Origin of the sequence: Rhizobium sp. CB3090 (genome assembly GCF_029714285.1) — a bacterium.
Lineage (GTDB): Bacteria > Pseudomonadota > Alphaproteobacteria > Rhizobiales > Rhizobiaceae > Rhizobium.
Genome location: NZ_CP121662.1, coordinates 1,575,236 through 1,594,276, shown reverse-complemented (window position 1 = coordinate 1,594,276; position 19,041 = coordinate 1,575,236). Strand labels below are relative to the sequence as shown.

The window sequence follows — 19,041 nt, the reverse complement described above, 5'->3', positions numbered from 1 at the left end:
TATCGTCTTGGCAATTAAAGTGCGCGCAAGAGCTGGATGCTGTGGAGGCCACAAATCAGGTGTTTCCCATTGCCATCCCTGTCCGATCCATGGCATCAAGCCAATATGACCGATCTCGCGAACACCAGCCTCATTAAGTGGTGGCGCTCCATCTAGGAGCGGCAGTCGTCATTTCTTGAAATCGACCTTTGCCGCCGTGATGCGGCAGGCATGGTCATTTCCCGGCATTCTTCCCGATCGCGGCGGCTCCTCTATGGAGCAACCAAATGTCTTTACCTATCGACAATCGCCCGGTCATTCTCACCGGCGACCGGACCACGGGTCCTCTCCATCTCGGTCACTACATCGGTTCTCTCAGGAACCGCGTGGCCCTCCAGCATACTCACCGGCAATTCCTGCTTCTCGCAGACATGCAGGCCCTGACCGATAACGCACATGATCCGGAGAAGATTCGCCGTAACGTGCTGGAGGTCGTCTACGACTATCTTGCCGTCGGGATCGATCCGGCCAAAACAACGATTTGCCTGCAATCCGCGTTGCCGGCATTGGCTGATCTGACGGTGCTGTATCTGAATTTTGTCACCGTCGGACGGCTGGAGCGCAACCCGACAATCAAGACGGAGATCCAACTCCGCGGCTTTGAGCGCGATATTCCAGCGGGGTTTCTTTGCTATCCCGTGGCTCAAGCGGCCGACATCACCGCATTCAAGGCGACGATCGTCCCGGTGGGCGAAGATCAGGCACCGTTGATAGAGCAAACCAACGAGATCGTGCGTCGTCTCAACCGGCAGGTCGGCCATGAAGTTCTGCCGGAAGCCGAGGCGATGATCCCGACGGTCGGTCGTCTGCCGGGCGTCGATGGCAAAGCCAAAATGAGCAAGTCGCAGGGCAACGCCATCCCGCTATCCGCGTCGCCGGACGATATTCGGCAAGCCGTGCGCCAGATGTACACCGATCCCGGCCATCTGCGGGCCGCCGATCCGGGAAAGGTCGATGGCAATGTCGTCTTCACCTATCTCGATGCCTTTGCCGAGGACAAGGATTTGGTCGAAGAGCTGAAGGCGCGCTATCGAATGGGCGGTCTTGGCGACATGGCCGTGAAGCGACAGCTTGAAGATATTCTGCAAGCTCTGCTCGCCCCGATCCGTGAACGCCGAGCCCGCTATGCCGCGGAACCGGGCTACGCTCTGGATGTGCTGCGGCAGGGTACGGCCAGGGCAAGGGAACGGACAGAGGCAACCGTTGCGGAGCTGCGCGCCGCTCTAGGTCTGTTTTCCTTGACCTAGAACGGACGCTTTTCCTGTCTCAATCCGCCAAAGCAACAGCAATTTCAGCAGCAAGGCGGGCGTTGTTTTCGACCAAAGCGATATTGGTCTTCAGGCTGCGGCCGTCGGTGATGTCGAAGATGGTGCTGAGCAGATAGGGGGTGACCGCCTTGCCGGCGATCTCATCTCGCTCGGCGCTATCAAGGGCGCGCTCGATGTAGATTTCCATCTCCTCACGCGGGATTTCATCGGCTTCCGGCACCGGATTGGCGATCAGCATGCCGCCGTTGATGCCGAGCTGTTCCCGGGTTGTCTGGAAGTTGGCGATCGCGGCCGGGCTGTTCAAGGTCAGCGGGCTCGGCAGGCCGGAGGAGCGCGACCAGAAGGCGGGGAATTCCGCGCTGTCGTAGGTAACGACGGGCACACCGCGGGTTTCCAGCACTTCCAGCGTTTTCGGAATATCGAGGATAGCCTTGGCACCGGCGCAGACAACGATGACATCGGTGCGGGCAAGCTCTTCCAGGTCGGCGGAGATATCGAAGCTTTCCTCGGCGCCGCGATGCACGCCGCCAATGCCGCCGGTCGCGAAAACCTTGATGCCGGCGCGTGCCGCGGCGATCATCGTCGCGGCAACCGTGGTGGCGCCCGTGCGGCGCTCGGCAATGGCGAAGGCGAGGTCGGCGCGAGACACTTTCATTGCACCACTGGTCTGGGCAAGCGCCTCCAGCTCTTCAGGCTCCAAGCCTATATGCAGTACGCCGTGAATGACGGCGATCGTTGCCGGCACGGCGCCTTCCTGCCGAATGATGGCCTCGACGCTGCGCGCCATATCGATATTGCCGGGATAGGGCATGCCATGGGTGATGATGGTCGATTCCAATGCCACCAACGGCGCTCCGCGCAATTTTGCAGCAGCAACCTCCTTCGAATAGGAGATCGGCAGCAGGGGAGAAATAGGCTTGCTCATGGTTGTATCCGATTGGCTGAGATGGGAAATGCGAAATTCACGGGTTTCATGACAAGATAGCGGCTTCGGGAACAAGAGCCAGCGTCGCCTTCAGAAGCTCGGGCGAAAGATCTTCCGCCGTGGCGAAAGGCGATTGCACGGTGATCGCGGCCGCCGCTGCCCCGTAGCGCACTGCCTCGCTGAGATCGTGACCGGCAAGTAGGGCCGCGAGAACCCCAGCGGCAAGCGAATCGCCGGCGCCGGTGACATCGGCAATCTCATCGATAACCGGCGGCTGCAAGCTGACGGCGCCGTCGCCGGAAAAAGCAATCAACTCACGCTTTCCGCGGGTAATGACGCCTCCCTTGAGCCCAAGTGCGCGCAACCCGGCGACCCAGTGGCGCGGATCGTCCGGGCGGCTCTCCGTAAGTGCGGCAGCTTCGGCCTCGTTCAGAAAAAGATGGCTGATGCCGGCGAGGCAGGATTTCAGGCGTATTACCTTGGCAGGCGAAATCGCGATCGCGGCCAATGGTTTGCCGCAATCGGCTGCGCGCGTCGCGATGGCAGCCAATGTTTCTTCCGGCAGATTGGCATCGCAAAGGATCAGGTCGGCGGTCTCAAAAGCATCGCGGATGGCGCGGATCGTCAGCCGGCGCGGCACAAACAGCTTGTAGAGTTCCATGTCGGCGAGGGCGATCACCAGATTGCCGTCGCGCTCAAGGATTGCCGTATAGCTCGGCGTCTTCCGGTCGAGAAAAACGAAAGGCTTGTCGTCGACGCCGGCATTGAGCGCCGCCTCCGTCACCATTTCTCCGGCCACATCACCGCCGCGTAGCGAGATCAGACGGACATCAAAGCCGAGGCGAGCCAGATTCCGCGCCGCATTGAAGCCGCCGCCACCCGGCTCCTCGAACCAGGCCCCGGGGTTGCTCGCCCCCGGCGCCGTCTCGCCGAAGATGCGACCGCGCCGGTCGATATGGGCACCACCCAGAACGAGAATCTTCTTCGTCATACCGATCTCCTCAGCGCTTCCAAAGGCGAATCGAGCCGCCGCATGTTTCGCGCAGAATGCCGGTCAAAGGCACGTAAGTCCTTGCGATGAAAGAAGAAAACAAATGTAGAACGAAACTCATTTTATCTTTTTCTTTCAATTGCTTGTTGTGCTCTTGCGGCATGAGAACAAATAGAGTACACAATTCTCATCAGCGGCGACATTGCTTGAGCGGCTTCAATAACCTAAAGGTGGATCGGATGTCTCAGAATTCTTTGCGGCTTGTAGAGGACAAATCGGTGGATAAAAGCAAGGCACTTGAAGCGGCACTCTCTCAAATTGAGCGGTCGTTCGGCAAGGGCTCGATCATGAAGCTCGGCTCGAACGAGAACGTGGTCGAAATCGAAACAGTTTCCACCGGCTCTCTGAGCCTCGATATCGCGCTCGGCATTGGCGGCTTGCCGAAGGGGCGTATCATCGAGATCTACGGACCGGAAAGCTCCGGCAAGACGACGCTGGCGCTGCAGACGATCGCCGAATCCCAGAAGAAGGGCGGCATCTGCGCCTTCGTCGACGCTGAACACGCACTTGATCCGGTCTATGCCCGCAAGCTTGGCGTCGACCTGCAGAATCTTCTGATTTCGCAGCCGGACACCGGCGAACAGGCGCTTGAAATCACCGATACGCTGGTGCGCTCCGGCGCCATCGACGTTCTCGTCGTCGACTCCGTTGCGGCGCTGACGCCGCGCGCCGAAATCGAGGGCGAGATGGGTGACAGCCTGCCGGGCATGCAGGCCCGCCTGATGAGCCAGGCGCTGCGCAAGCTTACCGCTTCGATCTCGAAGTCCAATTGCATGGTCATTTTCATCAACCAGATCCGCATGAAGATCGGCGTCATGTTCGGCTCGCCGGAAACGACGACCGGCGGCAATGCGCTGAAGTTCTATGCCTCGGTTCGCCTCGACATCCGCCGTATCGGCTCCGTCAAGGAGCGCGAAGAGGTGGTCGGCAACCAGACCCGCGTCAAGGTCGTCAAGAACAAGATGGCGCCGCCCTTCAAGCAGGTGGAATTCGACATCATGTACGGCGAGGGCGTTTCCAAGACCGGCGAGCTGATCGATCTCGGCGTCAAGGCTGGTATCGTCGAGAAGTCCGGTGCCTGGTTCTCCTATAACAGCCAGCGTCTGGGTCAGGGTCGCGAGAACGCAAAGCTCTTCCTGCGCGACAATCCGGATCTCGCCCGCGAGATCGAGCTGTCGCTGCGCCAGAATGCCGGTCTGATCGCCGATCGCTTCCTGCAGAATGGCGGACCTGAGGCCGATGACGGCGACGCTGCGGACGCGTAATTTTCGCGACCGATTTCAGGACTGATCAAGACTAAAATTCGAAACCGGCCGTATTGTCCAAGGGATGTGCGGCCGGTTTTGCTTGTGCCGCTGGACAGGGCCGGGAGCGGACGATAAAAGCCACTGGATTTATTAAATTTTGCCAGCGCGTGATCCCGAATAAGTGCGAAGCGGTTTTGGACAGGATCATGTTAGGTGAAGGAACATGAGCGAGACGAAGCCTCGCTCGAGGCAAGGACTGAAGGGCCTAATATGAGCGGTGTGAACGAAATCCGGTCGACCTTTCTCGACTATTTTAAAAAGAACGGCCACGAGATCGTACCGTCGAGCCCGCTTGTTCCGCGCAACGATCCGACGCTGATGTTCACCAATGCCGGCATGGTGCAGTTCAAGAACGTCTTCACCGGCCTGGAACAGCGCCCATACAAGACGGCATCGACGGCACAGAAATGCGTGCGTGCCGGCGGCAAGCATAACGACCTCGACAATGTCGGCTATACCGCCCGTCACCACACCTTCTTCGAAATGCTCGGCAATTTCTCGTTCGGCGACTATTTCAAGGAGCGCGCCATCGAGCTTGCCTGGAACCTGATCACCAAGGAATTCGGCCTCGATGCCAAGCGCCTGCTGGTGACGGTCTATCACACCGACGACGTCGCCTACGATCTGTGGAAGAAGATCGCCGGTCTCTCGGACGACAAGATCATCCGCATTGCCACCAGCGATAATTTCTGGGCCATGGGCGATACGGGTCCCTGCGGCCCATGCTCGGAAATCTTCTACGATCATGGCGATCATATCTGGGGCGGCCCTCCCGGCTCGCCGGAAGAGGATGGCGACCGCTTCATCGAGATCTGGAATCTCGTCTTCATGCAGTTCGAGCAGATCACCAAGGAACAGCGGGTCGATCTGCCGCGTCCGTCGATCGACACCGGCATGGGTCTCGAGCGCGTGGCCGCCGTGCTGCAGGGCAAGCATGACAATTACGATATCGACTTGTTCCGTGCGTTGATCGAAGCTTCGGAAGAGGCGACCGGCGTCAAGGCCGAGGGTGAGCGCCGCGCCAGCCACCGCGTCATCGCCGATCACCTGCGCTCGTCTGCCTTCCTGATCGCCGACGGCGTGCTGCCGTCGAACGAAGGCCGTGGCTATGTCCTTCGCCGCATCATGCGCCGTGCCATGCGCCATGCACAATTGCTCGGCGCCAAGGAACCGCTGGTCTGGAAGCTGCTGCCGACGCTGGTGCAGCAGATGGGGCGCGCCTATCCCGAACTCGTCCGCGCCGAAGCACTGATCTCCGAAACGTTGAAGTTGGAAGAAACCCGTTTCCGCAAGACGCTGGAGCGCGGCCTCTCGCTGCTGGCAGACGCGACCTCGACGCTGCACAAGGGCGACAGCCTCGATGGCGAGACCGCTTTCAAGCTCTACGACACCTATGGGTTCCCGCTCGACCTGACACAGGACGCATTGCGCGCCCGGGGCATCGGCGTCGATATATCGAGTTTCACCGATGCAATGGAACGGCAGAAAGCCGAAGCACGCTCGCATTGGGCCGGATCCGGCGACAAGGCGACCGAAACCATCTGGTTCGAGCTCAAGGAAAAGTTCGGCGCGACTGAATTCCTCGGCTACGACACCGAAGCGGCTGAAGGCGTGATCCAGGCCATCGTCAAGGATGGCGTTGCAGTCGACAGCGCCTCCGCCGGCGACAAGGTGCAGATCGTCGTGAACCAGACGCCGTTCTACGGCGAATCCGGCGGTCAGATGGGCGACACCGGCGTGATTTCCAGCGACCACGGCAAGCTTTCGGTCAGCGATACTCAGAAGAAGGGCGAGGGCCTTTTCGTTCACAGCTCGGAAGTGTCCGAAGGCAAGATCAAGGTCGGCGACGCCGTCGTGCTGACGGTCGACCACAACAGGCGCTCGCGCCTGCGCGCAAATCACTCGGCGACTCATCTGCTGCATGAAGCGCTGCGCGAGGTGCTGGGCACGCATGTGGCGCAGAAGGGCTCTCTGGTCGCTCCCGAGCGCCTGCGCTTCGACGTTTCGCATCCGAAGCCGATGTCGGCGGAAGAGCTGAAGGTCGTCGAGGATATGGCGAACGAAATTGTGCTGCAGAACTCGCCGGTCACGACCCGCCTGATGAGCGTCGACGATGCCATCGCCGAAGGCGCAATGGCGCTGTTCGGCGAAAAGTACGGCGATGAAGTGCGCGTGGTATCCATGGGGCAGGGCGTGCGTGGCACCAAGTCCGGCAAGCCCTATTCCGTTGAACTGTGCGGTGGCACACATGTCTCTGGCACCGGCCAGATCGGCCTCATTCGCGTCCTCGGGGAAAGCGCTGTCGGCGCTGGCGTTCGCCGCATCGAAGCGGTGACGGGTGAATCCGCTCGCGACTATCTTGCCGAGCAGGATGAGCGCGTGAAGACACTGGCCTCGACATTGAAGGTGCAGCCCGCCGATGTCGTGTCGCGCGTCGAGGCGCTGATGGATGAGCGCCGCAAGCTGGAGCGCGAACTGGCTGATGCCAAGCGCAAGCTCGCCATGGGCGGCGGTCAGAACGGCGCGGCAGACGCCGTGCGGGAAATCGGCGGCGTCAAGTTCCTTGGCAAGGCCATTTCCGGCGTTGATCCGAAAGATCTCAAGGGGCTTGCCGATGAAGGCAAGACCAGCCTCGGCTCTGGAGTCGTGACGCTGATCGGCGTCTCCGAAGACGGCAAAGCCAGCGCTGTCGTTGCGGTGACCGAAGACCTGACCGGTCGCTTCAGCGCCGTCGATCTCGTGCGCATCGCCTCGGCCGCTCTCGGCGGCAAGGGCGGCGGCGGCCGCCCCGACATGGCTCAGGCCGGAGGCCCTGATGGAGCCAAGGCCGATGACGCGCTTGAAGCGATCGCTGCGGCACTCGCCGGCTAATAGCCAGTTTCCATATGCATATTGTAAGCGGCGGGGGCTGAGATTCCCGCCGTTTTCGTTTGCGCGTTGAAGTCAGCAGGATTTGTCAAATCGGGTTATGCTCTTGTCGGACCGATCGATTTGCAAGGGTTTGACATGAACGGCGAAACGGCATGGGCGCTTTATGAAACCCGTCTGCGGCGGGTTTCTGCCTATATCCATGAGCATCTGGACGAAGAGCTCGATATGGAAAAGCTCGCCGAGATCGCCTGTATGTCCAGCTATCACTGGCACAGGATCTATCGGGCGATCTATGGCGAGACGGCGGCTGCCACGGTCAAGCGGCTGCGGCTGCATCGTGCCGCCGGCGATCTCGTCAATACCCGTCTGTCCGTCAACGACATTGCAAAACGGTCGGGCTATCCCAACCTCCAATCGTTCAACCGCATCTTCAAATCCGTCTACGGCATGCCGCCGGCGCGATATCGGAATGAGGGAAGCCACACGATCTTCGAACCCAGCACCCAAGGAAGGATCTCGGTCATGTTCGACGTTACGCTTCGCACCATTTCTCCGATATCACTGATCGGTGTCGCCCATCGCGGCTCCTACATGCAGATCGGCCAAGCTTTCGAAACACTCTTCGGCACCATCTACGCCCGCGGCCTTGCCAAGCCCGATATGCGCATGATCGGCGTCTATCTGGATGACCCCGATGTCGTGGATTTAGACAAGTTGCGCTCCTATGCCTGCGTCAGTGCCGGCAATGAGATTGCCGCCGATGCGCCGTTGGAGCGGCGGACAATCGATGGCGGAGAATATGCTGTGCTACGGCACAAAGGTCCCTATTCCGATATGTACAAGGCCTATCAATGGCTCTATGCGGAATGGCTGCCTGCTTCCGGCCGGCAACTGCGCGATGCCGTGATGTTCGAGGAATATCTCAACAATCCTCGCGACGTGCCGCCGACGGAATTGCTGACGGAAATTCACATGCCGCTGCAATAGCGGCATGATGTTTCACTTAAGAGACTTTCTCTAGCCAATTGTCTTTTCAAGCATTCGCTTGCTTTGGCATTGCCGCGTTGTCCAATTCGTTGCCACGTCTATAGGCGTCGCGGTCGCTAACGCGGCCCCAATAATCGATGAAAGCCGGGCGCTTCTCGATGGTGCCGAAGTTGAGGCCCCAACCGACATGCGAACCGACATAGACGTCGGCGGCCGTGAAGCGGTCGCCGGCGATATAGGGTGACGCGGTGACCGCCTGTTCCAGCGTATCCATGACATTGCCGAAACTGCCGCATCCCGCCATGCGCAGGCGTTCCGGAGGGATTTCGAAGCCCAGCGCACGATTGACAACGGCCATTTCCATCGGGCCTGCGGCAAAGAACATCCAGCGGAAATAGCGGCCGCGTTCTGCAGCCGTCGGCGCAAGATCGGCCTGTGGAAAGGCCTCGGCCAGGTAAGCGCAGATAGCGGCGCATTCGGTGACGATGGTGTCACCATGCTTGACGGTCGGCACCTTGCCCATGGGATTGACCGAGAGATAATCCGGCGCTTTCATCGTCGTCCCGAATTCCAGATATTCGGTGCGATAGGGCTGGCCGATCTCTTCCAGCATCCAGCGGGCAATGCGCCCGCGCGACATCGGGTTGGTGTAGAAAACGAGTTCCTCGGTCATATGCTCCTCCTCATTTCTTCCGACATTTCTGCCATCAGCCAAGCGTGACAGCAAGATTTTCCGGCAAAAGAAAACCCGGCACTGAGGCCGGGTTTCCTGGAAGCTTAATGGTGCCGAGGCTTAAGCAGCCATGGCCTTCTTGAGGTTCTCGTCGATCTTGTCGAGGAAAGCGGTGGTGGAGAGCCATGGCTGGTCGGGGCCGATCAGCAGCGCCAGATCCTTGGTCATGTAACCGGCTTCGACGGTATCGACGCAGACCTTTTCGAGCGTCGAAGCGAACTTGGCGAGTTCGGCATTGTCGTCGAGCTTGGCGCGATGTGCGAGGCCGCGGGTCCAGGCGAAGATCGAAGCGATCGAGTTCGTCGAGGTTTCCTGGCCCTTCTGGTGCTGGCGATAGTGACGGGTCACCGTGCCATGTGCGGCTTCGGCTTCGACCGTCTTGCCGTCCGGGGTCAAGAGAACCGAGGTCATCAGGCCGAGCGAGCCGAAGCCCTGAGCAACCGTATCGGACTGAACATCGCCGTCGTAGTTCTTGCAGGCCCAAACGTAGCCGCCGGACCACTTGAGCGCCGAGGCGACCATGTCGTCGATCAGGCGGTGTTCGTAGGTGATGCCGGCTTCGTCGAACTGAGCCTTGAACTCGTTCTGGTAGACCTCTTCGAAGATGTCCTTGAAGCGGCCGTCATAGGCCTTGAGGATGGTGTTCTTGGTCGACAGATAGACCGGCCACTTGCGCATCAGGCCGTACATCATCGAGGCGCGGGCGAATTCGCGGATCGATTCGTCGAGGTTGTACATCGCCATCGCGACGCCGGCGCCCGGAGCGTTGAAGACTTCCTTCTCGATGACCTGACCGTCTTCGCCGACGAACTTGATGGTCAGCTTGCCCTTGCCGGGAAACTTGAAGTCGGTTGCGCGGTACTGGTCGCCGAAAGCGTGACGACCGACGACGATCGGCTGCGTCCAGCCCGGAACGAGGCGCGGAACGTTCTTGCAGATGATCGGCTCGCGGAAGATGACGCCGCCGAGGATGTTGCGGATCGTGCCGTTCGGGCTTTTCCACATTTCCTTAAGGTTGAATTCCTTCACACGGGCTTCGTCCGGGGTGATCGTGGCGCACTTGATGCCGACGCCGTACTTCTTGATGGCGTTGGCGGCGTCGACGGTCACCTGGTCGTTGGTGGCGTCGCGGTTTTCGACCGAGAGGTCGTAATAGTCGATATCGATATCGAGGTAGGGGAAGATCAGTTTTTCTTTGATAAGCTGCCAGATGATGCGAGTCATTTCGTCGCCATCGAGATCGGCAACAGGGTTAGCGACCTTGATCTTCTTCATGCTTCTGCCTCGTTTAAGCTGATGGGGACCGGATGCCCCTGTGAATGATATGAAGTCCGGAGGGCTATAGCACCGCAAGTCCCGAACGCAAAGCCGATAGAAGCGCCGAAACGGCGTTTTTGCCGATCGCCTCCACCTCATCGCGACGCACATGCTTTTCAAGCTCAGCCCATTGCCAAAGCGGTGGATGCGACTAATGTTCGCGCGAACGCTTTGCCGATCATCACGGATTTTTATCATGCAAAAAATTGCCGCTGCCGCGCTTCTCGCCACCCTGCTTCCGCTCTCGCTAGGCGCCAATCCGGCCGCGGCGGCCGACGTGACCACGCCCGTCAAGACGGTGATGGATGCGACCGTGTCGAATTGGGCGGGTGGTGACAGCGACTGGCAGGATATTTTCGACGAAAGCAAGCTGAAGGACCTCTACAGCAAGGATTTCATTGCGAAATACCAGGCAGCGGCGCAGTTCCCCGCTGCGGATGAAGATGGCATTTCGCCCTTCGACTACGATGTCATCGTCGGTGAACAGGATGCATGCCCATTGCAGGAGGTGAACATCGCGCCGCAGGCGCCGAAAGGTGCCACGACGGAGGTGATCGCCACCTTCAAAAAATCTGTCTGCATGGGCACCGACGCCGACTATCAGAAAACGACTACCGTGCGCTTCGAAGTCATCCAGGAGGCCGGAAAGCCCGTCATCGACGACATCATCACGGTCAATGATGCAGGCCAGTCCAATACGCTGAAATCGGTGATGCAGGACATTGTAAAGCAGCAGCAACAGCAGCCATCGGATCAGACGCCACAGCAGGACCAGCCGAAGTGATCCGTTCATGGGCGGCAGGCCTTTATCTCGCCGGACGATGGCGGCGTTGCCGACCACCGCCACGGCCCAATCGACGCCGATAACCGACTTCTTGCTTGCCGATTGAGGCCCGCGCCGTTATTCCGAGCCCTTATTTGCGCGGTATATTTACCGCCTGGGGATTTGAGTTCATGGCAGGTACCAACAGCGAGCGTCAACTTCTGGCCGAAGGGCCGGCCATCATTCTGGTCGAGCCACAGATGGGCGAGAATATCGGCATGGTGGCCCGCGCCATGGCAAATTTCGGCCTGGCGGAGCTACGTCTTGTCAATCCACGCGACGGCTGGCCGAATGAGAGGGCGCAGGCAACCGCCTCCAAGGCCGATCACATCATCGCGGCAACGAAGGTCTACGACACGCTGGAGCAGGCGATCGCCGATCTCAACTTCGTCTACGCAACGACCGCACGTGAACGCGATGGCTATAAGCCCGTGCGTTCTCCGGTCGCCGCCGCCGAAACGCTGCGGGCGAGATTCATGGCCGGCGAGGGCACCGGCATTCTCTTCGGCCGCGAGCGCTGGGGGCTGACGAACGAAGAAGTCGCGCTCGCCGACGAGATCGTAACCTTTCCCGTCAACCCGGCCTTCGCCTCGTTGAACATCGCCCAGGCGGTGTTGCTGATGTCCTACGAGTGGATGAAATCCGGCATGGAGGATCTCGCGGCCGTGCCCTTCCAGGCGGTGGAACAGCGGCCTTCCACCAAGGAGCAGCTCTTTGGTCTCTTCGATCAGCTCGAAGAAGCGTTGGATGCGCGCAATTATTTCCACCCCGCCGGGAAAAAGCCGAAAATGGTCGACAATCTGCGCGCGGTCCTCTCGCGCCGGGCGTTTACGGAACAGGAAATCAGCGTCCTACGCGGGGTGATCTCGTCCCTCGACCGCTTCTCGCGCAAGTCCCCGCGCGGCAGCGGCTCGCATCCCCGAACCCCTGCCGCACGCAAGGAAATCACAAGCGATGACAGCAACGGCGAATGAGCTGAAACCCATTCTGGTCTTCGACTCGGGCATCGGCGGGCTGACCGTGCTGCGGGAAGCGCGTGTGCTGATGCCAGAGCGTGGTTTCATCTATGTCGCCGATGATGCCGGCTTCCCCTATGGCGGCTGGGAGGAGCAGGCTTTGCGGGAGCGCATCGTCGATCTCTTCGCCAAACTGCTCACGGGCCACGATCCGGAGGTCTGCATCATCGCCTGCAATACGGCGTTCACGCTCGCGGGCGCCGATTTGCGCGCCGCCTTTCCGCAGATGACGTTCGTCGGCACTGTGCCAGCGATCAAACCGGCTGCGGAGCGCACGCGCTCGGGGCTGGTTTCCGTTCTGGCGACGCCAGGCACGGTCAAGCGCGCCTATACGCGCGATCTCATCCAGTCCTTTGCCACGCAATGCCATGTGCGGCTCGTCGGCTCGGAAAATTTGGCGCGCATGGCAGAAGCCTATATTCGAGGCGATACCGTCTCGGACGATGCCGTAGTCTCCGAGATCGATCAGTGTTTCGTCGAGAAGGAAGGGCGCAAGACCGATATCGTCGTGCTCGCCTGCACGCACTATCCTTTCATGGCCAACATTTTCCGTCGGCTGGCTCCTTGGCCGGTCGATTGGCTCGATCCTGCGGAAGCGATCGCGCGCCGCGCCCGCAGCCTGGTGCCGCAGGTGGCCGATGCCGTTCACTCAGACACTTTCGATTTCGCCGTGTTCACCTCCGGGACGCCGGATTTCCCCACCCGCCGGCTGATGCAGGGCTTTGGGCTCAAGGCTTGATGATGACTGACAAGGTTTCGTTGCGTAAACTCAATCTCGCGGACATGCCGGCTGCTGCTGCCGTCCATCGCGCTTCCTTCAACGAGCGGCTGCCGACGCTTGCCGGGCTTCATACGCCGGAAGAGGATATCGGCTTCTGGAGCGCGGTGGTTTTCAAGGATTGCCAGATCTGGGGCGCGGAAGAGGGCGGTCGCTTGGTCGGCGTCATCGCTTTTCTCGAAGATTGGATCGACCAGCTCTACATTCTGCCGGAGGCGCAAGGGCGCGGCATCGGCAGCCGTCTGCTCGATATTGCCAAATCGACCTATCCGGTGCTTTCGCTCTCGACATTCCAGAGAAATGAGCCGGCGCGCCGCTTTTATGAGAAACACGGCTTCTTCGCGGTTGACGAGTCTGACGGAGCAGGCAATGAGGAAAAGGAGCCGGATGTGCTTTACAAATGGGAAGCACGCTTGCACCGGCTGTAATTCACGATCGGATCGGGCGGCGGGATATTGGGAGATCGATATTTGATGTCTTGTGAACATGATTGCAGTGTCGTTGTCGAGGCAAGCCATGCGTCTGCGTGACTGCCACAACTTCCATGATTTTCGCCTCCTTGCGAAAAAGCGTCTTCCAGGCCCGATCTTCAACTATATCGACGGCGCGGCCGACGACGAAGTGACGCTGCGGCGAAACACGTCGAGCTTCGAAAGCTGTGATCTCGTTCCCAATGTCCTGCGCGGCGTCAGCGAGATCGACATGTCCGTCACCGTCATGGGACAAAAGCTCGCCACCCCCTTCTATTGTTCGCCGACGGCGCTGCAGCGGCTGTTCCATCATGAGGGCGAGAATGCGGTTGCAGCCGCAGCCTCCTCGCTTGGCACCATGTTCGGCGTCTCGTCGCTCGGTACCGTCAGCCTCGAGGAAATCCGCAAGAAATATCCAGGCCCGCAGGTCTATCAATTCTATTTCCACAGGGATCGTGGGCTGAACCGGGCGATGATGGAGCGGGCGAAGGAAGCCGGCGTCAACGTGATGATGTTGACGGTGGACAGCATTACCGGCGGCAATCGCGAGCGCGATCTTCGCACCGGATTCTCTATTCCGTTCAAGCTCAATCTGGCCGGCGTCACCCAGTTCGCCATCAAGCCGGCCTGGGCGTTGAACTACCTTACACACGAGAAATTCCGCCTGCCGCAGCTGGATGAACATGTGGACATGAGCGGCGGCGCCATGTCGATCGGCAAATATTTCACCGAGATGCTCGATCCGTCGATGAACTGGAACGATGTCGCTGAAATGGTGAAGCATTGGAACGGACAGTTCTGCCTGAAGGGCATCATGTCGGTCGAGGATGCCAAGCGGGCGGTTGATATCGGATGCACGGGCATCGTGCTTTCGAACCATGGCGGCCGGCAATTGGACGGCTCGCGCTCCGCCTTCGATCAACTGGCGGAGATCGCCGATGCCGTCGGCGACCGCATCGATGTGATGATGGACGGTGGCATCCAACGCGGCACGCATGTCTTGAAAGCCCTGTCGCTCGGCGCCAAGGCCGTCGGTATCGGCCGTTTCTATCTCTATCCGCTGGCCGCTGCCGGGCAGGCAGGTGTGGAGCGCGCGCTGCGGCATTTGCGCACCGAGATCGAGCGCGACATGAAGCTGATGGGTTGCACCTCAGTCAGCGAACTGTCGCGGGCCAATATTCGGTTCCGCTGACATCAGCAATCGCCTGTGGGTTTTTTCAATCCACGGGCGCGCAGCTTGGAAATCTTTGATAGACGGAGGCGCCCCGTTTCTGAAAGATGGGCGCCTTCACATCTGAGTCTTGTCAAAGGGGTAGTGCATTGCAGGTCGGCATCGACATGGGAACGGCGTCCGGCGGGACCAGCGCCCAACTCGATATCGAGGAACTGCTGGCAACGCGTCTCCTCGTGCAGGGCAATTCCGGTTCCGGAAAATCGCATCTGCTGCGGCGTCTGCTGGAGCAATCGGCGCAATGGGTGCAGCAGGTCATCATCGATCCAGAGGGGGATTTCGTCACGCTCGCCGACAAGTTCGGCCATGTGGTGGTGGATGGCGAGCGTACTGAGACTGAACTTGCCGGGATCGCCAACCGCATCCGCCAGCATCGTGTCTCCTGTGTGCTGACGCTGGAAGGGCTCGATATCGAGCAGCAGATGCGGGCCGCCGCCGCCTTCCTCAATGGCATGTTCGATGCTGATCGCGAATATTGGTATCCGGTGCTCGTCGTCGTCGACGAGGCGCAGATGTTTGCCCCCTCGGTTGGTGGTGACGTCTCGGAAGATGCGCGCAAGATGTCGCTCGGCGCCATGACCAACCTGATGTGCCGCGGCCGTAAGCGCGGGCTTGCCGGTGTCATCGCCACACAGCGCCTGGCCAAGCTCGCCAAGAACGTTGCCGCTGAAGCTTCGAATTTCCTGATGGGCCGCACCTTCCTCGATATCGACATGGCCCGCACCGCCGACCTGCTGGGCATGGATCGGCGACAGGCGGAAATGTTCCGCGACCTGAAGCGGGGCAATTTCGTAGCGCTCGGTCCGGCTCTATCGCGCCGGCCGCTGCCGATCACCATCGGCACGGTCGAAACCTCAGCGCGCTCCTCCAGCCCCAAGCTGATGCCGCTGCCTGATGCGCCGCAGGACGTGGAGGATTTGATCTTCACACCGGACCCGGAGGAGTTCACGCGGCCCGCGGTTCGCCGCACAACGCCTGCGCCGCGTCCGACGACGGATATCCTGGCGGAACTCTCCCGCTCCGCGCCTGCTGCTAGTGCTGCGCCAGCGGAACCGAAGGCCAGCCAGCCGGAATTGTCGGCTGAGGAGCGCGAGGCGAGGGTGAGTGCCGTACTCTCGGAAATCCTCGATGATCCAGCCTCCGCCTTCCGCACGGATTCGGTGCTTTATCAGGAATTCCTCGTACGGCTGCGTATGCGTCGCGTGCCTGGTGTGCCGATATCGCTGCCGGAGTTTCGCCGCCGCGTCGCGATCGTACGCTCCGGTGCCGATGAAGCTGTCATGGCGACGGGCGCCTGGGCGACGGCTCTGTCGCTCTCTTCCGGTGTCACCGACGATCTGCAAGGCGTGTTTCTCCTGCTCGCCAAGGCAGCCGTCTGTGGCGAGCCATGCCCTTCCGATGCCCGCATAGCCCGTGCCTACGGCACCCATTCCGCCCGCCGCGCCCGGCGTCTGCTCAGCTATTTCGAAGAACAGGGCAGCGTCGTCGTCCATACCGATTTCTCCGGCAAGCGCATCGTCGCATTCCCGGACATTGGTTGTCAGACTGCGCCGGGTGATGCCAATGCGCCTGACGTTGAAGGCGGAGAGCAGGCGGCGGCGGAATAGCTAAGATCAGGTGGCGCTGCCGATGATATGAAGCGCGGCACGCCCGTCTTTCACTGCCGCTGTCGACAACCGGCGATCAAGAGTGGCAAGCTTGCCACGGCGGAATTTCGCAAGAGCCAATAGATAGCTGTCCGTGACTTGTCCGGGCGTCAGAAGTCGCGCAGGATCGATCAGACTCGCATCCGTCAAACTTATGTCATCGGCCCAAAACTCGTGACCCGGCAAGCGTCGAAGTTCTTCAATCAAAGGTACAACCGTCGACGGCGGACCGGGGGAATTGGGGTAGGAGGATTGGCCGAGAATTCGAATGACGCCGTTTTCTGTCAACGGACATGTCGCCCAGCTTTGATTGCCGGTCGAGCTAAACCAGTTATGCGCAATATCATGAGAGACGTGCGCCGGATCGAACAAGGCGATCAGAACATTGACATCAAGCAGGAAAGTCACGGGAGTTCATCACGAAGTTTATTGACGATTTCGAGCGTGATGGGAGGGGTGCTTGATTTCGGGACCAATAGAGGAATGCCGTTTCGTTCCGCTCCCATCTGAGGGCGGCTGAGAGAGCGGCGGGCCAAATCTGAAATTACATCGCCAACGCTGCGGCGCTGTTGTTCCGCCATAGCTTTCGCTGCAGCAAGCACGTCATCGTCGATCGCCAAGGTCGTTCGCATCACTGCCTCTTGATGCTCGCATCAATCATCATGCATCACATATAGCAATTTCTTGCTATATCTCAATGACGCCGATTGGCTGGCTGTTGACATTTTCATGACGACCCCTTAGAGACCGCGCCAACGCCGGGCAGAAATGTCCGGTGTTTCATTTGACATGTCCCGTGGCTTCATCCGTTCGCTAACGTGAGAAGTCTGTCAGAGCTCGCAAAAGGGGTTCAGAGGAGGGCGTGTTTCCTTCGCGGTTCGGCAACGGGCCGCTACAACACTTTGAAAGGAAATGCGATGAGCAAGCGCGAATCGTCCAAGTACAAAATTGATCGCCGTATGGGCGAAAACATCTGGGGCCGTCCGAAGTCTCCGGTTAACCGCCGCGAATACGGCCCGGGCCAGCACGGCCAGCGCCGCAAGGGCAAGCTCTCCGACTTCGGCGTGCAGCTCCGCGCCAAGCAGAAGCTGAAGGGCTACTATGGCGACCTGCGTGAAAAGCAGTTCCGTGCCATCTTCGACGAAGCCAACCGCCGCAAGGGCGACACTTCGGAAAACCTGATCGGCCTGCTGGAATCGCGCCTCGACGCGATCGTCTATCGCGCCAAGTTCGTTCCGACCGTTTTCGCTGCCCGTCAGTTCGTCAACCATGGCCACGTCACTGTTAACGGCGTTCGCGTCAACATCGGTTCGTACCGCTGCAAGGCTGGCGACGTCATCGAAGTTCGCGAAAAGTCCAAGCAGCTCGTCACCGTTCTGGAATCGGTTTCTCTCGCTGAACGCGACGTTCCGGACTACGTCGAAGTCGACCACAACAAGATGGTTGCGACCTTCGCCCGCGTTCCGGCCCTCGGCGACGTACCGTATCCGGTCGTCATGGAACCGCATCTGGTCGTCGAATTCTATTCGCGTTAATAGGCGGATATCTTCTTACGAATACAAAAGCCGCTCTTTTTCGAGCGGCTTTTTTGTCTTTGGAGCGGCCGATGAGCGACTTGCAGGCAATTCTCGACAGCATCCATGCGGAGCTTTTGCCGCGCCTCGGCGAAGGCAAGGTTGCAGACTATATTCCGGAGCTCGCAAAGGTCGATCCGAACCAGTTCGGCATGGCGATCGCGACGGTGGACGGCAATGTCCGCAGTGTCGGTGACGCCGATATTCCGTTTTCCATCCAGAGTATATCGAAGGTCTTTATGCTGACCCTTGCGCTCGGCAAGGTGGGTGAAGGCCTGTGGAAGCGCGTCGGGCGCGAACCTTCCGGCACGGCTTTCAATTCCATCGTCCAGCTCGAGCGCGAGGAAGGGATTCCGCGCAATCCCTTCATCAATGCCGGGGCGATCGCTGTCAGCGACGTCGTGCTTTCCGGTTATGCGCCGCGGGAAGCGATCGGCGAGTTGTTGCGTTTCGTGCGCTATGTCGCCGACGACGAGTCGATCACCATTGACGACAAGGTGGCGCGCTCGGAGACGCAGACGGGTTATCGCAACATCGCGCTTGCCAATTTCATGCGCGCCTACGGCAATCTCGATCATCCCGTTGAGCACGTGCTCGGTGTCTATTTCCATCAATGCGCGCTGTCGATGAGTTGTGAGCAATTGGCCAAGGCTGGGCTTTATCTCGCGGCTCGCGGCACCAATCCGATCACCGGCCATTCTGTTGTCTCGCCGAAGCGGGCGCGACGCATCAATGCGCTGATGTTGACCTGCGGTCACTATGACGGGTCCGGCGATTTCGCCTATCATGTCGGCTTGCCCGGCAAGAGCGGCGTCGGCGGCGGCATTCTCGCGGTGGCGCCGGGTATCGGCTCGATCGCGGTCTGGTCGCCGGGGCTGAACAAGGTCGGCAATTCGCAGCTCGGGGCAGTGGCGCTGGAAATGCTCGCCGGACGTACCGGATGGTCGGTCTTCGGTGATTGATATGGTGTCTTCCCGCCGCGCTTTCTGGTATCAGCGTGGCGAA

General features: G+C 59.9%; 18 protein-coding genes. 12 read left to right on the top strand and 6 right to left on the bottom strand.

Annotation, left to right across the window (positions count from 1 at the left end; all coding sequences use genetic code 11):
- Window positions 1-266 precede the first annotated feature (266 nt).
- Window positions 267-1,286, top strand: coding sequence for a tryptophan--tRNA ligase (gene trpS / locus QA646_RS07775; RefSeq protein ID WP_283058476.1), 1,020 nt, complete (start codon window positions 267-269; stop codon window positions 1,284-1,286).
- A 19-nt stretch (window positions 1,287-1,305) separates the two neighbouring features.
- On the opposite strand, the gene QA646_RS07770 is transcribed toward trpS, so the two are convergent.
- Window positions 1,306-2,232, bottom strand: coding sequence for a pseudouridine-5'-phosphate glycosidase (locus QA646_RS07770; protein WP_283058475.1), 927 nt, complete (start codon window positions 2,230-2,232; stop codon window positions 1,306-1,308).
- A 46-nt stretch (window positions 2,233-2,278) separates the two neighbouring features.
- The gene (locus QA646_RS07765) at window positions 2,279-3,223 is read right to left on the bottom strand and encodes a carbohydrate kinase family protein (RefSeq protein WP_283058474.1); all 945 of its coding nucleotides are present in this window, start codon (window positions 3,221-3,223) and stop codon (window positions 2,279-2,281) included.
- Between the two features lie 239 nt (window positions 3,224-3,462).
- Between QA646_RS07765 and recA the strand changes: the two genes are divergently transcribed.
- The 3 genes from recA to QA646_RS07750 all read left to right on the top strand — a co-directional run bounded on the left by recA (window position 3,463) and on the right by QA646_RS07750 (window position 8,448).
- Entirely contained in the window at window positions 3,463-4,548 is a 1,086-nt protein-coding gene (gene recA / locus QA646_RS07760) for a recombinase RecA (protein WP_283058473.1), read from the top strand.
- Window positions 4,549-4,800: 252 nt separating this feature from the next.
- Complete coding sequence (alaS, locus tag QA646_RS07755; RefSeq protein WP_283058472.1) at window positions 4,801-7,461, top strand: alanine--tRNA ligase; 2,661 nt, start codon at window positions 4,801-4,803, stop codon at window positions 7,459-7,461.
- 135 nt (window positions 7,462-7,596) lie between these two features.
- Window positions 7,597-8,448, top strand: a complete 852-nt coding sequence (locus tag QA646_RS07750; protein ID WP_283058471.1) for an AraC family transcriptional regulator — start codon at window positions 7,597-7,599, stop codon at window positions 8,446-8,448.
- Window positions 8,449-8,494: 46 nt separating this feature from the next.
- Here QA646_RS07750 and QA646_RS07745 read toward each other — a convergent pair whose 3' ends face one another.
- Together QA646_RS07745 and QA646_RS07740 are read right to left on the bottom strand one after the other, a co-directional pair.
- Entirely contained in the window at window positions 8,495-9,121 is a 627-nt protein-coding gene (locus tag QA646_RS07745) for a glutathione S-transferase family protein (protein WP_283058469.1), read from the bottom strand.
- Window positions 9,122-9,241: 120 nt separating this feature from the next.
- The gene (locus tag QA646_RS07740; RefSeq protein ID WP_283058468.1) at window positions 9,242-10,456 is read right to left on the bottom strand and encodes an NADP-dependent isocitrate dehydrogenase; all 1,215 of its coding nucleotides are present in this window, start codon (window positions 10,454-10,456) and stop codon (window positions 9,242-9,244) included.
- A gap of 238 nt (window positions 10,457-10,694) precedes the next feature.
- Here QA646_RS07740 and QA646_RS07735 point away from each other — a divergent pair, with 238 nt between their 5' ends.
- From QA646_RS07735 to QA646_RS07710, 6 genes are all read left to right on the top strand, one after another.
- Complete coding sequence (locus QA646_RS07735) at window positions 10,695-11,282, top strand: hypothetical protein (protein ID WP_283058467.1); 588 nt, start codon at window positions 10,695-10,697, stop codon at window positions 11,280-11,282.
- A gap of 170 nt (window positions 11,283-11,452) precedes the next feature.
- Window positions 11,453-12,295: an RNA methyltransferase gene (locus QA646_RS07730; protein WP_283058466.1), complete on the top strand. Its 843-nt coding sequence runs from the start codon at window positions 11,453-11,455 to the stop codon at window positions 12,293-12,295.
- Entirely contained in the window at window positions 12,276-13,076 is an 801-nt protein-coding gene (gene murI / locus QA646_RS07725) for a glutamate racemase (RefSeq protein WP_283058464.1), read from the top strand. Before QA646_RS07730 ends, murI begins: the two co-directional genes overlap by 20 nt.
- 2 nt (window positions 13,077-13,078) lie before the next feature.
- A complete protein-coding gene (locus QA646_RS07720; protein ID WP_283058463.1) occupies window positions 13,079-13,543 on the top strand; it encodes a GNAT family N-acetyltransferase in 465 nt (154 codons plus the stop codon).
- An 88-nt stretch (window positions 13,544-13,631) separates the two neighbouring features.
- Complete coding sequence (locus tag QA646_RS07715) at window positions 13,632-14,777, top strand: alpha-hydroxy acid oxidase (RefSeq protein WP_283058462.1); 1,146 nt, start codon at window positions 13,632-13,634, stop codon at window positions 14,775-14,777.
- Window positions 14,778-14,905: 128 nt separating this feature from the next.
- Complete coding sequence (locus QA646_RS07710; protein ID WP_283058460.1) at window positions 14,906-16,423, top strand: ATP-binding protein; 1,518 nt, start codon at window positions 14,906-14,908, stop codon at window positions 16,421-16,423.
- 6 nt (window positions 16,424-16,429) lie between these two features.
- On the opposite strand, the gene QA646_RS07705 is transcribed toward QA646_RS07710, so the two are convergent.
- Together QA646_RS07705 and QA646_RS07700 are read right to left on the bottom strand one after the other, a co-directional pair.
- Entirely contained in the window at window positions 16,430-16,870 is a 441-nt protein-coding gene (locus QA646_RS07705; protein WP_283058459.1) for a TA system VapC family ribonuclease toxin, read from the bottom strand.
- Window positions 16,867-17,094, bottom strand: coding sequence for a CopG family transcriptional regulator (locus tag QA646_RS07700; protein ID WP_283058458.1), 228 nt, complete (start codon window positions 17,092-17,094; stop codon window positions 16,867-16,869). The genes QA646_RS07705 and QA646_RS07700 overlap by 4 nt, the downstream gene beginning before the upstream one ends.
- Window positions 17,095-17,379: 285 nt before the next feature.
- Between QA646_RS07700 and rpsD the strand changes: the two genes are divergently transcribed.
- Entirely contained in the window at window positions 17,380-17,997 is a 618-nt protein-coding gene (gene rpsD, locus QA646_RS07695; protein ID WP_283058457.1) for a 30S ribosomal protein S4, read from the top strand.
- Window positions 17,998-18,068: 71 nt separating this feature from the next.
- Window positions 18,069-18,998 carry a glutaminase gene (locus tag QA646_RS07690; RefSeq protein ID WP_283058456.1) on the top strand — a complete coding sequence of 310 codons (930 nt, stop codon included), beginning with the start codon at window positions 18,069-18,071 and terminating at the stop codon, window positions 18,996-18,998.
- Window positions 18,999-19,041: the final 43 nt, after the last annotated feature.

Bases quoted from the DNA above. Each gene is read 5' to 3' on its own strand.
- murI (WP_283058464.1), top strand. From the start codon at position 12,276: ATGACAGCAACGGCGAATGAGCTGAAACCCATTCTGGTCTTCGACTCG.
- QA646_RS07735 (WP_283058467.1), top strand. From the start codon at position 10,695: ATGCAAAAAATTGCCGCTGCCGCGCTTCTCGCCACCCTGCTTCCGCTC.
- QA646_RS07770 (WP_283058475.1), bottom strand. From the start codon at position 2,232: ATGAGCAAGCCTATTTCTCCCCTGCTGCCGATCTCCTATTCGAAGGAG.
- rpsD (WP_283058457.1), top strand. From the start codon at position 17,380: ATGAGCAAGCGCGAATCGTCCAAGTACAAAATTGATCGCCGTATGGGC.
- QA646_RS07690 (WP_283058456.1), top strand. From the start codon at position 18,069: ATGAGCGACTTGCAGGCAATTCTCGACAGCATCCATGCGGAGCTTTTG.
- QA646_RS07740 (WP_283058468.1), bottom strand. From the start codon at position 10,456: ATGAAGAAGATCAAGGTCGCTAACCCTGTTGCCGATCTCGATGGCGAC.
- alaS (WP_283058472.1), top strand. From the start codon at position 4,801: ATGAGCGGTGTGAACGAAATCCGGTCGACCTTTCTCGACTATTTTAAA.
- recA (WP_283058473.1), top strand. From the start codon at position 3,463: ATGTCTCAGAATTCTTTGCGGCTTGTAGAGGACAAATCGGTGGATAAA.
- QA646_RS07715 (WP_283058462.1), top strand. From the start codon at position 13,632: ATGCGTCTGCGTGACTGCCACAACTTCCATGATTTTCGCCTCCTTGCG.
- QA646_RS07745 (WP_283058469.1), bottom strand. From the start codon at position 9,121: ATGACCGAGGAACTCGTTTTCTACACCAACCCGATGTCGCGCGGGCGC.
- trpS (WP_283058476.1), top strand. From the start codon at position 267: ATGTCTTTACCTATCGACAATCGCCCGGTCATTCTCACCGGCGACCGG.
- QA646_RS07720 (WP_283058463.1), top strand. From the start codon at position 13,079: ATGACTGACAAGGTTTCGTTGCGTAAACTCAATCTCGCGGACATGCCG.
- QA646_RS07730 (WP_283058466.1), top strand. From the start codon at position 11,453: ATGGCAGGTACCAACAGCGAGCGTCAACTTCTGGCCGAAGGGCCGGCC.
- QA646_RS07750 (WP_283058471.1), top strand. From the start codon at position 7,597: ATGAACGGCGAAACGGCATGGGCGCTTTATGAAACCCGTCTGCGGCGG.
- QA646_RS07765 (WP_283058474.1), bottom strand. From the start codon at position 3,223: ATGACGAAGAAGATTCTCGTTCTGGGTGGTGCCCATATCGACCGGCGC.
- QA646_RS07700 (WP_283058458.1), bottom strand. From the start codon at position 17,094: ATGCGAACGACCTTGGCGATCGACGATGACGTGCTTGCTGCAGCGAAA.